This is a genomic window from Bifidobacterium sp. UTBIF-68, from assembly GCF_006408855.1.
Classification (GTDB): domain Bacteria; phylum Actinomycetota; class Actinomycetes; order Actinomycetales; family Bifidobacteriaceae; genus Bifidobacterium; species Bifidobacterium reuteri.
Genome location: NZ_JFAN01000003.1, coordinates 87,402 through 101,632 on the forward strand (window position 1 = coordinate 87,402; position 14,231 = coordinate 101,632).

Genomic DNA, 14,231 nt, shown 5'->3' on the forward strand with positions numbered 1-14,231 from the left:
TGCATGCGATGGCCATGCAGCGTGCTTTCTGCATCAACCATAATCGGCATACGCCATATGCGCCGGACATCTGTGTCACGGCATCCGACAGGTGGACGCGCGGTCGGGATCGGTCGGCTGAATGGAGTTGCGGGGATGAGGTCTACGGTCTTGCCATATGATGCACGTCGTGGTGCGATGATGCAATAGTGGATTGTTGGTTACGACAAGTGAACGGAGATGGCGGACGGCTATGGGTTCTGCACAGGCGTTGAAGATCACGGATGAGTCACTGGAGCGGGCCGCGCGCATCGTGCGCGAAGGCGGAGTGATTGTCATTCCGACGGACACCGTATATGGTGTGGCCTGCGATCCGCGCAACCGGGAAGCCATCGCACGTATCTACGAACTCAAGCATCGTCCACGGTACAAGGCATTGCAGGTGCTGCTGTCGTCCATCGACCAGCTCGACCAGCTTGGATTGGATCTGCCCTCGCCGCTGAACCGGCTGTCCGCGGCATTCCTTCCCGGAGCGTTCTCTCCGATCGCCGTGGCCCGCCCCGATTGCACGCTGGCGACTCTGGCGGACACCGCCGAAGGACGTCCGAGGACCCAAGGCATACGCATCCCCAACTCCCGGCTCTGTCTGGAGATTCTGAAGGCCACAGGGCCTGTCGCCGCATCCAGCGCGAACCGGTCCGGCGAGGAAAGCGCACAAAGCGTGGAAGAGGCCATCGCGGCCTTCGGCGGTGACGTCGATCTGTATCTGGATGGCGGTTCCACGCCGGGCCACGTTTCCAGCACTGTAGTAAAGGCCGACCCGTATGGGCGGGACGGCATCGAGATATTGCGTGAAGGAGTCATTGCGCAAAGCCTGATTCGCAAGGCGCTTCACCTGAACGGCGGAGGACTGGGCGCGTGAGAATCTATCTGCTGATTGCTGCCATCGCCGGCGGAGTCACCTGGCTGGTGACGCCGCTGATTCGCCATGTCGCCATCGAGATCGGCGCGGTGGGGGAGGTACGTGCGCGCGACGTGCACACCATTCCGACTCCGCGCATGGGCGGACTCGCCATGCTGATCGGCTTCACCGTGGCCACGATCTTCGCTAGCAAGACCATGTTCCTCTCCGGACTGTTCACCGGCAACTACCAGATGTGGGTGATTCTCGCCGGCGGCATCATGATCAGTCTGCTGGGCATGGCTGACGACCTGTGGGACCTCGACTGGATGCTGAAACTCGCCGGGCAGCTGCTGATATCCGTGTTCGTGGCATGGGGCGGCCTGCAGATCATATCGTTGCCGTTCGGCGGTTCCCTGATCACGGCCTCGCCGAGCCTGTCCATGGCCATCACCGCGTTCCTCATCGTGGCGTCCATCAATGCCGTGAACTTCGTGGACGGTCTGGATGGCCTGGCTTCGGGAATCGTGGCCATCGGAGGCATCGCGTTCGCCATCTATTCGTATATCATCGCCCGGTATTCGCCCAGTTACGCTTCGCTGGCCACGTTGATCGACGTGATGATGGTCGGCATCTGCGTAGGGTTCATCCTGCACAACTGGCATCCGGCGAAACTCTTTATGGGCGACTCCGGCTCGATGCTGCTCGGCTATCTCATCACCTGCGCTTCGATCGTGATGACCGGCCGGCTCGATCCCGCCTCCATCCACGCCAGTATCTATCTGCCGGTGTTCATGCCTATTCTGCTGCCGATCCTGGTGCTGTTCCTGCCGGTGCTCGACATGTGCCTCGCCATCGTGCGTCGTCTGGCCAAAGGGCAGTCGCCGATGCATCCCGATCGCATGCACCTGCATCACCGCATGCTGCGCATCGGCCATTCCGTTCGCGGCGCCGTGCTGATCCTGTGGGGTTGGGCCGCTCTGATCGCCTTCGGCTCGCTGATGATTCTGTTCTTTAAGGCCCAATATGTGATGATCGGTATGGCCGTGGCCGTGGTGGTGCTGACTGTGGCGACGATGTATCCGTATCTGAAGCACCGCATTCCAGAAATGCAGGCCGAAAACAGAGCGATGGAGGCTGTTCGAGCGGGTGCGCAGCATGCTGCGTCACCAGGGGACACGAAGGATGCTGAGGATTCAGAGCTGAAGCCGTGATCGTTGCCGGTGACCTCGCGGGAGTGTGTCGCGCGAGGTCAGCGCATGTTCATATAGTGTTTACATGGCTACAAACCTTGATGAATTGAACGCCCAGTCGGCGTACGCCCCCCTTCCCCCGATTTTCGCCAAGCTCGGCCTTGCCTATGATGATGTGCTTCTGCTGCCGAACGAGACGGATGTGATTCCTTCCGAGGTGGACACCAGCACCCATCTGACCCGTAAGATCACGATGAAGGCCCCGGTGCTCTCCGCTGCCATGGACACCGTCACCGAGTCCGAAATGGCCATCGCCATGGCCCGCAACGGCGGCATCGGCGTGCTGCACCGCAACCTCTCCATCGACGATCAGGCCGCCCAGGTCGATGTGGTCAAGCGTTCCGAATCCGGCATGATCACCGATCCTCTGACCGTGAACCCCGACGTGACGCTCGCCGACCTCGACAAGCTCTGCGGCAAGTTCCACATCTCCGGTCTGCCGGTCGTGGACAAGGCCAACAAGCTCGTCGGCATCATCACCAACCGTGACATGCGCTTCATCGCCTCCGAAGACTACGACACCCTGAAGGTCAAGGATGTCATGACCAAGGAGAACCTGGTCACCGGCCCGTCCAACATCTCCAAGGACGACGCCCACCGCCTGCTCGCCCAGCACAAGGTCGAGAAGCTGCCGCTGGTCGACTCCGAAGGCCACCTGACCGGTCTGATCACCGTCAAGGACTTCGTCAAGACCGAACAGTACCCGGATGCTACCAAGGATGAGCAGGGTCGTCTGCGCGTGGCCGCCGGCGTCGGCTTCCTCGGCGACGCTTGGCAGCGCGCCTCCGCCCTGATGGAGGCCGGCGTGGATGTGCTGGTGGTCGACACCGCCAACGGAGAGGCACGTCTGGCGCTCGACATGATCTCCCGTCTGAAGCACGATTCCGCATTCGACAACGTGCAGATCATCGGCGGCAACGTCGGCACCCGTTCCGGCGCCCAGGCCATGATCGACGCTGGCGCTGACGCCGTCAAGGTCGGCATCGGCCCCGGCTCCATCTGCACCACCCGCATCGTCGCCGGCGTCGGCGTGCCGCAGCTCACCGCCGTGTACGAGGCCGCTCAGGCCTGCCGTGCCGCCGGCGTGCCGTGCATCGCCGACGGTGGCATCCACTACTCCGGTGACATCGCCAAGGCCCTCGTGGCAGGCGCATCCTCTGTGATGCTCGGCGGCACGCTCGCCGGTTGCGAGGAGGCTCCGGGCGAGAAGGTGCTTCTGCACGGCAAGCAGTACAAGCTGTACCGTGGCATGGGCTCCCTCGGTGCCATGGCCCCGCGCGGCAAGAAGTCCTACTCCAAGGACCGCTACTTCCAGGCCGACGTCACCTCCAACGACAAGGTCGTTCCGGAGGGCGTCGAGGGCGAAGTGCCGTACCGCGGCCCGCTGAACGCCGTGCTCTACCAGATGCTCGGCGGCCTGCACCAGTCCATGTTCTACATCGGCGCCCACAACATCGCCGAAATGCCGGAGCGTGGCAGGTTCATCCGCATCACCGACGCCGGTCTGCGTGAATCCCATCCGCACGACATCGTGATGACCGCCGAAGCCCCGAACTATTCCGGCTTCCACAACTGATCCGGAATATCGTTCTCCTCGGCCTATATGACCGATGTTGATTGACGAAAGGGCCCCATGCGGGCCCTTTCTGCGTATCTGGGCGCGTGCTTCCTCACATGGATTCGCAGACGCGGAACAATCTCAGGCCGGAGCGGTCATGTCGCAGCGGGGGCTTGTATTCCCTGCGGTATAGTCTGAACTGTTCTGATATGACGGATATACCCGGGAAAGGGGCCCACGATGGTGGATGCGCATGATGCGGAAACCTACAGCGCGAAGGATTCGCGCCTGATCTGGATCGACTGCGAGATGACCGGACTCGACATCTTCGGCGGCGACGAGCTGGTCGAGGTGTCCGTGGTGCCCACGGATTTCGACCTCAACGTGCTGGACGAGGGCGTCGATTTCGTCATCAAGCCGAGCCAGAAGGCCGTGGACCATATGAACGACTTCGTGCGCCAGATGCACACCCGCTCCGGGCTGATCAACGAATGGGAGCATGGCCTGAGCCTCGAGGAAGCCGAGAAGAAGGTCACCGAATACGTGCTGCGCTTCACGCCCGAGGGCGTCAAGCCGCTGCTGGCGGGCAACACCATCGGAAGCGACAAGAAGTTCCTCGACCATTACATGCCCGGCCTCATGAGCCACCTGCACTACCGCAGCGTGGACGTGAGCACCCTGAAGGAACTGGCTCGCCGCTGGTACCCGGCGGTCTATGAGAACCGTCCGCCGAAGAACGGCGGCCACCGCGCGCTCGCGGACATCATCGAATCACTTGACGAGCTGCGCTACTACCGTAAAGCGTTCATGGCGCCGGTCCCCGGCCCGGACGATGCCAAAGCCAAGGCCATTTCCGCGGACATCGTGGCCACCAGTCTGCTGAACAAGTAACGTTGGACAACGTGGACTGAGCAACCACAACGAGGGGAGTTGGAGATGTTTATGTCGAAACACGAGCAGGAAGCAGCGCCGAGCACGCTTCCGACGCACCTTCTGCCTTTGCCGCCGAAGCCGGGAACGGCAAAACGGGACAGTTCGGACGGTAAGGTTCCGAGGTCCTCCCAGCCTGCGCATGCCAAGTCGACGCAGACGCCAGCCCGGTCCATCCAACCAAACGCCCCGCAGACTGTTGCGGCCTCAGTGCCGGCTGGCTCGACCGGCCAAACCTCCCGTCCGACAGCTTCACCTGCAGCCGCCCATGATTCAGTGCTGGCAGCCGCCCATGCTTCAGTGCCATCCGCTGCCGATGGCGTACCCGCAGGGCAGCGCGATTTCTCCGGACCCGCACATGCCGCGCTCAAACAGTTCTTCGGCTACGATTCCTTCGTGCCCGGTCAGTTCCCGGTGGTCAACTCCATCCTCAACGGACGCGATGTCATGGCTGCCATGCCCGCCGGTCCCGACAGATCGTTGTGCTATCAGTTGCCCGCCACTGTTCCGCATACCCTTACCTTGGTGATTGTGCCATCGCCTGCGACGGTGGGTGTCGAGGTGGAGCATCTGCGCAGGCGCGGTATCGCCGCTGCACTGATTGACGGCCAGACCGGCAGGCAGCAGAGCGACGAAATCTATGCCGCAGCCGCCAACCGGCAGATCAGCTTGTTGTACACCGCGCCCGAACGCCTCCTGAGGCCTGATTGCATCGACTTCGCCAAGCAGGTGCGTATCGACATGGTCGTCGTGGACGAGGCCCAGTGTGTGCTCCAGGGGAATGCCGTTTTCCGCACCGAGTACCGCAATATCGCCGGTTTCGTGCACATGCTGCCCAAGAGGCCCGTGCTCGCCGCATTCGCCGATGTCACCGATCCGGGGCAATGCGATGCGATCATCACCGAACTTGGTCTGAAAGACCCTTACCGTATCAATGCAGGTTCCGGCCAGCCCGGTACCCAATCGCGTGCGTCTGAGACCACGTCGGCCGCGCTTCAAGCCAACAGCGCCACTGCCGACCGGAAGAAGACGGCAGCCGCCTCTAAGCCTGAAATCCACAAGACAGAGACGAAGACGGGGCAGAAAACAGGGGATGCAGACAAGAAGAAGCAGAAGCGCAAACCATATAACTATACGCACACCCAGGAAGAAAACGACCGTCTTATCGCCGCACTCAACCCAGCCGACAGGCAAACCATCGAGCAGACCGTTGTGGAACTGATTGCGCAGCGCTTCGCCAGCAACGGCAGGGACCCCGCCATCTCCACCATAGTGAGCACATTGAACGGAGATGCGAACGCGTTCTTCGGCGTGACCAAGCTGCCTCAATTCGGCATGTTCAAAGATCGCTTCAGCGCGGATACCGTCATCGCCGTCATCGATGATCTGACCAAGCGTGGCGACATCGCGCGGGACGACAATCGTCTTCGTCTGATCGGAGAACGCGCCAAGAACGCGTATGCCGCTGCAGGAGTAGACGCAGACAAGTCGATGAACCGCTCTGATACCGAGCCGAAGGCCTCCAAGAAACCTCGTCCGAAGCGAGCTGATCGCCTGACCGATAAGGAGAAGGCGGCGCAGGCCGCGAGACATGCCGAGACCGTCAAACGAAATGAGGAGCTGCAGGCACGTGTGGCCATGATTGACGGTGTCGAGCGTGCTGCGGCGGAGCGTGCCATAACCGGATTGGTCGGTGAGCTGCGTGCGGCCAAGGGGGAGGACCCCGCCGTCTCTTCGGTCACCTTTACGCTGGCGGGTGAAGCTGCGGACTTTATCGCCGCCGCAGGACTGACGTCGAATCCTCACTTCGGCGAGCTTAAAGGTCGTTTCGACCGCGATCTGTTGCGTGGAATCGTGATGGACATGACGCAGCGGGGTTCTCTGGTCATGGAGAACCGGCGTTTGAGCCTGCCCGGCGCAGGCGGGGCATCCGCTTTCAGCCCGTCCGCAGCTCCGCAGGCCTGACATCGGGGACTTGACCGGTATGCGTCAATCCGAAGCGCTGGCCATCCTGAACGCCGGCGCGAACGTGTTCCTGACCGGTGCGCCCGGTGCCGGCAAGACCTATACGCTCAACGAGTTCATTCGCGGGGCTCGTGCGGATGGCGCCGATGTGGCGGTCACCGCGTCCACCGGTATCGCCGCTACGCATATCAACGGCCAGACTATCCACTCATGGAGCGGCGTGGGCGTGGCCACATCGCTGACCGCGAATCTGTTGAAGCTCATCCGCTCGCGCCGCAAGCGCAAGATCGAGGCCACCGACATCCTCGTCATCGACGAGGTCTCCATGCTCCACGCCTGGCTGTTCGACATGGTCGATCAGGTATGCCGGGCGGTGCGCCATGATCCGCGGCCGTTCGGCGGCATCCAAGTGGTGCTCTCCGGGGATTTCTTCCAGCTCCCTCCGGTCTCCGTCTCCGGGCGCAACAACGATTTGATTGCGCCCACGCCGGAGTTCGTCGCCTCCCGGGAACGGTATGCGCAGGCCGGGCGCAATCCCGAGGGTTTCGTCACCGAATCGCTGGTATGGGATGAGCTGAACCCGGTCATATGCTACCTGACCGAGCAGCACAGGCAGGACGCCGGCGATCTGCTCACGGTCCTGACCGATATCCGCCGCAGCGCCGTGACGCAATCCGACCGGGATACGCTGGTCACACGTCTCGGCCGCATGCCCGAGCCCGGACAGGTCGCCGTGCATCTGTTTCCGGTCAATCGTCAGGCCGACGGGCTCAATGACCTGCGGCTCAACCAGATCTCGCTCGAACCGCATGAATTCCATGCCGAGACCGCAGGCCCAGCCAATCTGGTCGATCGGCTCAAGAAGAACATGCTCGCCCCCGAACGGTTGGTGCTCAAGGAGGGCGCGGCGGTCATGGCCCTGCGCAACGACGCCGACCGACAGTACGTCAACGGCTCGCTTGGCACCGTGCGCGGCTTCGCGCCGGAGGCCAAAGGCGGATGGCCGATTGTCGAATTCGAGAACGGCAACATCGTCACCATGAGGCCCGCCGCATGGGAGATGATGGACGGCGAGACCGTGCTTGCATCCGTTCATCAGGTGCCGTTGCGCTGTGCTTGGGCAATCACCATCCACAAGTCGCAGGGCATGACGCTCGATCGGGCGGTCATGGATCTGCGCCGCACGTTCGCGCCCGGCATGGGCTATGTGGCGCTCTCCCGCGTGGAGTCGTTGGATGGACTCTATCTGGCCGGCGTCAACGAACGCATGTTCCTGGTTTCGCCCGATGCAGTGACGTTGGATGGTTCCTTGCGCGACGCATCCGCAGCCGCCTCCGACCGTTTAGCCGATGAAGGCGTCACCGCGTTCAAGCCATCCGCCACCGCGCTCGATGCCACAGATGACGACTTCGCGCAGGATGCCTTGTTCTGATTATCGGGTTTGTGCCCTTCTGGAGTCGTTTCTGCGTTACGAGGGGCTGATTTCAGGGTTTCGGAACATCTATCTGCGTTACGAGGGGCTGGCGACGTGGTGACAGCGCGGTAAGAGACCCTCACAAATGGCGGAATGACGGTGTCGTAAGGCATATTCAAAGGATGGGGGAGCCCCTCGTAACGCAAGTAGTGCTTCCGGGAAGCCGAAATCAGCCCCTCGTAACCGAGATAGGTATCATAACTGGTTTCTTTGCGGCATGAAGTGGCTACCATGGAGTGCAGGGGTGGTGATCATGTCGCTATCTGAACTGACTCATGGAGACAACGAAGTTCGTGTGGCCGCAGCGTCTGCCGGCCGTGACGCCGGAAGCAACGTAGACCGCAACGCCGCTCGTAATACGGGAAGGATTCGTCCACCTGCCGTAGCCGGCGCGTTCTATCCTGCCGACCGCACTGCGCTCAAGCAACTCATCAACCAGCAGCTCGATTACGGGCGTGCGCTGGTGAAACAGCTGGCACCGCGGCTGCCTCAAGGAACGCCGAAAGCGGTGATCGTGCCGCACGCCGGTTATGGTTATTCGGGCACGACTGCGGCGTTGGCGTATGCGCTGCTCGAACGCGGATGCAGCACGGTGAAGCGTGCGGTGATCGTCGGGCCGACGCATCGGGTGGCCGTGCGGGGCGTGGCGTGTTCGACGGCTGACGTTTGGTCTACGCCGCTGGGCGTGATTCCAGTGGATGTGGAGTCCGAACGAAAGGCGATGGGGCTGTCGGGTCGTGACATCTCAGGAGCCGCCCGTATGCGTGGCGGCGATCAGTGTGGTGGCGATCATGATGGCATGTCTGCGGGTGTTGATGGCGCTGGCCAGCATGACAACCCGCATGCCGAGCCGTTGCGATCCGGTATGCGCGCCCGCTCTGGGGCTCCGGCTCCGGCGATGATCGTCAACGATTCCACACATGCGCAGGAACATGCCGTTGAGGTGCAGATTCCATTCCTGCAGACCGTATTCGGTCCGGATCTGAACATAGTGCCGCTTAACGCCGGTGATGCGAGACCTGAAGAGGTGGGCGACGTGCTGCGCGCGTTGTGGGGAGGTCCTGAAACTGTGATTATCATCAGCTCCGATTTGTCGCATTATCATCCCGAGGCGTATGCGCGGCAACTCGATGACGAGACAATCGTTGACATCGCGCATCTCAAGCTGCCGATTCATCCGCGCAGGGCATGCGGGGCGTATCCGATCAATGGACTGCTGGATGTGCTGGCGCGTGGCTTGACGCCGGCACAGCATGAAACGGTTCGTGAAACATCTCGTGAAACGTTGAAGGCGAATCAGGCGAGTGGCACAAGGCCGGCAGTCGAGACAGGTCTGGAGAGCGAACACCAAGAAAACCAAGCCGGTCTGCATGCGGCCGAACGCCACTTTGACCTGCGGTTGCTGGGGCGCAGTACCTCGGGCGATGACGGTGTAGTGGCGCTCGCTGGTGAGCCTCGCCCGGCTATGGGCGATCCGGATGAGCCGGTGGTGGGGTATGCCTCGTTTGCCGTATGGCAAGAGGATAATGATCAAGAGGATTCAGATGATGCAGAGAATGCACACGGCGACAATGCCGGCGGTATCCGGCAGACCGAATCCTCTGCAGAATCCTCTCCAGAATCCTCTGCAGAAAGAAGGAATGCCGGGGATGCGGCTGGGCAATCTGACGGGTCCTGTACATCTGACAGGTCGAATGGCACCGACCGAGGTGCGACCCTGCTGAAGCTGGCGCGCATATCGATTCGTGAGCATCTGGGCATTGACGGCGATTCCGACGAGTCCTCCGAATCCATCATCGCGCGTAGTCCTTGGCTGGAAGAGTCTGGCGCAAGCTTCGTGACGCTGACTGAAAACGGGCGGTTGCGTGGCTGCATCGGCACTCTTGAGGCATACAGGTCTCTTGGTCGTGACGTAGCCGGTCACGCGGTCGACGCCGCCAGCCGCGATCCGCGCTTCAATCCGCTTACGGCTGCGGAATACCCGCTCATCGATGTGGAGGTGTCGGTGCTGGGCAAACCGGAGCCGATCATAGGGCCGGATGGCATCCCGGTGCGTTCTCGTGACGAGCTGGAGTCGGCGCTGCGCCCCGGTGAGGATGGGTTGATTCTTACCGACCGGCGCGGTCGCAGGGCCACGTTTCTGCCGCAGGTGTGGGAGCAGCTGCCCGACCCGCATGATTTCGTTTCGCACCTGCTCGCCAAAGCGGGAATTCGCCCGTCCTACGACTGGGACAATGGCGACATCGAATGCGAACGGTATGAGGTGACCGCATATGCCGAGCGTTGAATCAGATTCAGTTCCGGCAGCTGCCATCGGCCGTTGGCAAACACAGTTCCACGACGGTACCGGACGCGCGCGCTGCGAGCTGTGTCCGCGTCGCTGCGTGCTGCGTCCAAGGCAACGTGGATTCTGCTTCGTGCGATCGAATCACAACGGCACCATCGTCTGCGACACGTACGGCCGCAGCTCCGGATTCGCCGTAGACCCGGTGGAGAAGAAGCCGCTCAACCATTTCCACCCCGGCTCCAGCGTGCTGAGCTTTGGTACGGCCGGCTGCAATTCCGGTTGCCGGTTCTGCCAGAATTGGGATATCTCCAAGGCGCGCGACTTCGACAGACTCGGCGTCGAGGCGAGCCCAGAGAAGATTGCGAAGGTGGCGCACGAGCGCGGCATCGACTCGGTGGCGTTCACCTACAATGATCCAATCGTGTTCGCCGAATACGCGATAGACACCGCACAGGCCTGCCGTGCGCTCGGCATCCATCCGATCGCCGTGACGGCAGGATACATGAGCGCGGTGGCCAGACCGGATTTCTATGCGGCGATGGACGCGGCGAACATCGACCTCAAAGGCTTCACCGAGGACTTCTATTGGAAAGTAACTGGAACGTATCTGGCCGATGTGCTTGACTCCATCGACTACGCGGTTAATGATGCGCGCACCCCGGACGGCGGGCATGTGTGGGTGGAACTCACCACATTGCTCATACCGGGGCTCAATGACGACGATACTCAGCTGCACGCCGAATGCACGTGGATCCGGGAGCATCTGGGCCCCGACGTGCCATTGCACTTCTCGGCATTCCACCCGGCGTGGAAGATGCAGGATGTGCCGCCCACGCCGCATGGCACGCTGACCCGGGCGCGTGGCATTGCGCTCGCCGAGGGATTGCATTACGTGTATACCGGCAATGTGCACGACCGTGAGGGAGACACCACATACTGCCCGAATCCGCAGTGCCATGCCGTTCTGGTGGAGCGCGACTGGTATCGGATCATCGCCGATCGCCTGTCCTGTGATCGCGGCGGAGACGGTCGATGCCCGGAATGCGGCACTGCCATTGCGGGCCGTTGGTAGGGGAGGGCTGCTGGCAGGCAGACCGTCATCGTAGGTCGCTGATGCGCGAGGCGATGCTCCTCATCGATCGCATACTGGCCTCGTACCGCGCCGCCGCGGCGATGAGCAGCACGCCGCCGATAAGCAGCCACACCCACCAGTAGTGGCGTGAGAATTCGGCCAGCCAAGGCCAGATCACCGTCAGCACATGAATGACGAGTATCACCGTGCCATACACCAGCGGGGCCTGCAATCCCCGCAGTGCACCGAGCAGCAGTGCGCAAATCGAAATGGCGAACAGCGCGAGGACGCGCGGCAGTGACAGTGGCTCGAACCAACTGATGAGCAGCGATGGCACCATGAGCAAAGTCAGTGCAGGCCATAGCGCCGGCCAACTACGCAGCGCGGGGCGGACCTGCATCCAACGTACGCCTATGACAAGGGCCGTCGCGCCGGACATGATGGCGAACAGATCCATCGGCGCATACGGTTGCGGGTCGGTTACCGCCAGATAGATCAGCGTCAGACTGGTGATCGCCGTGAACACGGTGACGGTGATGTGCTCGGCGGGGAGAGGCTTCGGTGCTGTGCCGTGCGGCAGCGTCGATTGCGGCCATTGCGGCTGTGCTGGCTGTGGCATCGCCTGTTGAGGCTGCTGGATTGACTGTGGTGCCGGCTGGGCCACTGGGGTGGTTGTCGGTTGTGCGGCGACGATCCATGAGATGGCGGTCACTGCGAGCATCACCACAAGACCCACGATCGAAACCACCATCGGCAGGGGACTGCCATGCGTGAAATCGCTGTCGATGACGATGAGCATCATGAGCGAGCCTATGACACTTGCCGAAACGCGTTCCTGCTTGCTGATGGTGAAGCGCTTGGTGTGACGGAACATCAATGTGGCGGCGGTGATAGCGAAACCGGTGATGGCGATCATCAGCAGGTCGGCAACGGTCTGAGCCGCCTGGTCATTGCCCAACGGTCCGTTCAGCACGCGACGCAGCAGCGATTCCGATCCTGCCGACAGCGACCAGATGAAGCCGATCGTCGGCATGACGCGATTGGCGGGAGGCAGTGTACTGCCGGTGCGTGCCGTCGGCTTGAGGTGCAGCATCACCAGCATCGCGGCCCATAGCGCTGGCGGTATGAGGCAGATGATGATGACAAGCCACAACGGATCCGCGTCCATGATGAGCGCGTATCCGAAGAAGGTGACAGCGGTCAGACCCACCGTCGCTGCAGTCAATGACGTCATCCATTCGAAGTCGGCGTAGCGCGAGGTGTGAGGGACCCGCACGAAGATGGCGAACAATAGTGCCGCAGCTGAGCCGATCTCCACGGTCAGCACCCATTCCACATTGTGGTTGTCGGTGGGCAGCGACGAGGCAATCGACATGAATGCGAGCGGAATCGCGCACATGGCGTACAGCGTGGTGGCCCGCAGTGGAATCGGACTCAGTGGAACCGGACTCAGTGGAACCGGGCGCATGGCCGGCTGCGTCACGGGATGCTCTGTTGAGTACTCCGCAGCGTGTGCTTCTGAGAACCCAGCAGAATCTGGCAAGGTCGATGAAGCGGCATTGGACGGGATGGTCTGCGTATTCGGTTGCGAGTCCGTGACCGTTGCTGTCTGATTGGATGGCAGATGCGACGCTATTGCACGCAGGCCGAACGCCAATGCAGTCACCAGAAGAATCAGTACGCCGGTGCACACTCCATTGGGAATCGTGCGCGTTACCGGAGGGATGCCGCTGACCAGTGGGGCGTCAATGGACAGCGCGGCCAATCCCGCCCAAGTCAAACCTTCGGCGGTGACGCGAAGCCGATTGGTAAGCGCCATGCCGACGGCCAACGCAATGGCACCGACCACACCGATGGAGACCGCGCGGCCGATATCGCCGAGCAGACCATAGGCGAACGAGGCGAACGCCAGCACCGCGATGGTCACCAATGCCACGCCGAGCACCAGCAGCAGCATCTGTACGTTGGAGTGCTGCGGTTCGGATTGGGGCGGCGCAGGCGGGGAAGATACGGGTGGGGTGGCCGCAGCGCCGCTTGGCCATGCGGTCTGTTGTGCAGTGGACTGCGGGAATGGGCCCTGCGGAAACTGTGCCTGCGGGGACGATGCTTGCGGCAACGGTGCTTGTATGAACGGGCCCTGTGGCGGCAGGCTTGCAGGCGTGAACGGCGATGGCTGCGGTGGATAGGTCTGGGGGTACTGCGGAGCCATCGGCTGCGGCTGGGGGTACTGCGGAGCTTGGCTCGACTGTGTGTATGCGGCAGGATAAACGGGGAGCGCGGCAGTCGGCTGCGGCATGGTCGGCTGTTGATTCATGTGCTGCGGTTGGAATGGGGAATGCTGTGGCGCGGGTTGCATGGGCTGCGAATACAATCCGCCTTGCTGCGGCATCGGTTGCCGCTGCGGTATTTGCTGACTGTGCTGCGATTGCGATAGTTGCGATTGCGATGGCTGCCATTGCGGAGGCTGTTGGCTGTGCTGCCATTGCGATGTTTGCTGCCATGGTTGTGTCGGCTGTTGGGCCATCTGTTGCCGCACAGGTTGTGCCGCCTGCTGGACTGGCTGCTGCGGCAGTACCGTCTGTTGTTGCGGCACCTGTTGCCGAACGCCTTGCTGCGGTTGCAGCACGGGTTGCCACGGTGTCGGTTGCGGCTGCGTTGTCGGCTGCATTGGTGCCGTCTGTTGCGGTTGCGGTTGTGGTTGGTTGTTCCATTGTTCGGTTGGCTGCGTCATCGTGCCCTCCTGCCCCTTCAAACACCATTCTTCCACGCTTCAAACGCAAATCCAAGATGGCGAATACTACAAGAACGGATT

Annotated in this window: 9 protein-coding genes; 8 read left to right on the forward strand and 1 reads right to left on the reverse strand. The window is 61.9% G+C overall.

Features of this window, described 5'->3' with window-relative positions:
- The first annotated feature begins 232 nt into the window (after nucleotides 1-232).
- From BW14_RS00790 to amrS, 8 genes are all read left to right on the forward strand, one after another.
- Nucleotides 233-901, forward strand: coding sequence for an L-threonylcarbamoyladenylate synthase (locus BW14_RS00790; protein WP_140489096.1), 669 nt, complete (start codon nucleotides 233-235; stop codon nucleotides 899-901).
- Nucleotides 898-2,094: an MraY family glycosyltransferase gene (locus BW14_RS00795; protein ID WP_140464627.1), complete on the forward strand. Its 1,197-nt coding sequence runs from the start codon at nucleotides 898-900 to the stop codon at nucleotides 2,092-2,094. Before BW14_RS00790 ends, BW14_RS00795 begins: the two co-directional genes overlap by 4 nt.
- A gap of 64 nt (nucleotides 2,095-2,158) precedes the next feature.
- Nucleotides 2,159-3,709: an IMP dehydrogenase gene (gene guaB / locus BW14_RS00800; RefSeq protein ID WP_140464625.1), complete on the forward strand. Its 1,551-nt coding sequence runs from the start codon at nucleotides 2,159-2,161 to the stop codon at nucleotides 3,707-3,709.
- Nucleotides 3,710-3,931: 222 nt separating this feature from the next.
- On the forward strand, nucleotides 3,932-4,582 hold the full coding sequence (orn, locus tag BW14_RS00805) for an oligoribonuclease (RefSeq protein ID WP_140489097.1): 651 nt from the start codon (nucleotides 3,932-3,934) through the stop codon (nucleotides 4,580-4,582).
- Between the two features lie 315 nt (nucleotides 4,583-4,897).
- Complete coding sequence (locus tag BW14_RS00810) at nucleotides 4,898-6,586, forward strand: DEAD/DEAH box helicase (RefSeq protein WP_181162259.1); 1,689 nt, start codon at nucleotides 4,898-4,900, stop codon at nucleotides 6,584-6,586.
- A 19-nt stretch (nucleotides 6,587-6,605) separates the two neighbouring features.
- Nucleotides 6,606-8,018 carry a PIF1 family ATP-dependent DNA helicase gene (locus BW14_RS00815; RefSeq protein ID WP_140489099.1) on the forward strand — a complete coding sequence of 471 codons (1,413 nt, stop codon included), beginning with the start codon at nucleotides 6,606-6,608 and terminating at the stop codon, nucleotides 8,016-8,018.
- Nucleotides 8,019-8,313: 295 nt separating this feature from the next.
- On the forward strand, nucleotides 8,314-10,347 hold the full coding sequence (amrB, locus tag BW14_RS12145; protein ID WP_258186013.1) for an AmmeMemoRadiSam system protein B: 2,034 nt from the start codon (nucleotides 8,314-8,316) through the stop codon (nucleotides 10,345-10,347).
- Nucleotides 10,334-11,419 (forward strand): AmmeMemoRadiSam system radical SAM enzyme, encoded by a 1,086-nt coding sequence (gene amrS, locus BW14_RS00835; RefSeq protein WP_140489100.1) that lies wholly within the window; start codon nucleotides 10,334-10,336, stop codon nucleotides 11,417-11,419. Before amrB ends, amrS begins: the two co-directional genes overlap by 14 nt.
- Before the next feature lie 25 nt (nucleotides 11,420-11,444).
- On the opposite strand, the gene BW14_RS00840 is transcribed toward amrS, so the two are convergent.
- Nucleotides 11,445-13,535: an SCO7613 C-terminal domain-containing membrane protein gene (locus tag BW14_RS00840; protein WP_181162261.1), complete on the reverse strand. Its 2,091-nt coding sequence runs from the start codon at nucleotides 13,533-13,535 to the stop codon at nucleotides 11,445-11,447.
- Nucleotides 13,536-14,231: the final 696 nt, after the last annotated feature.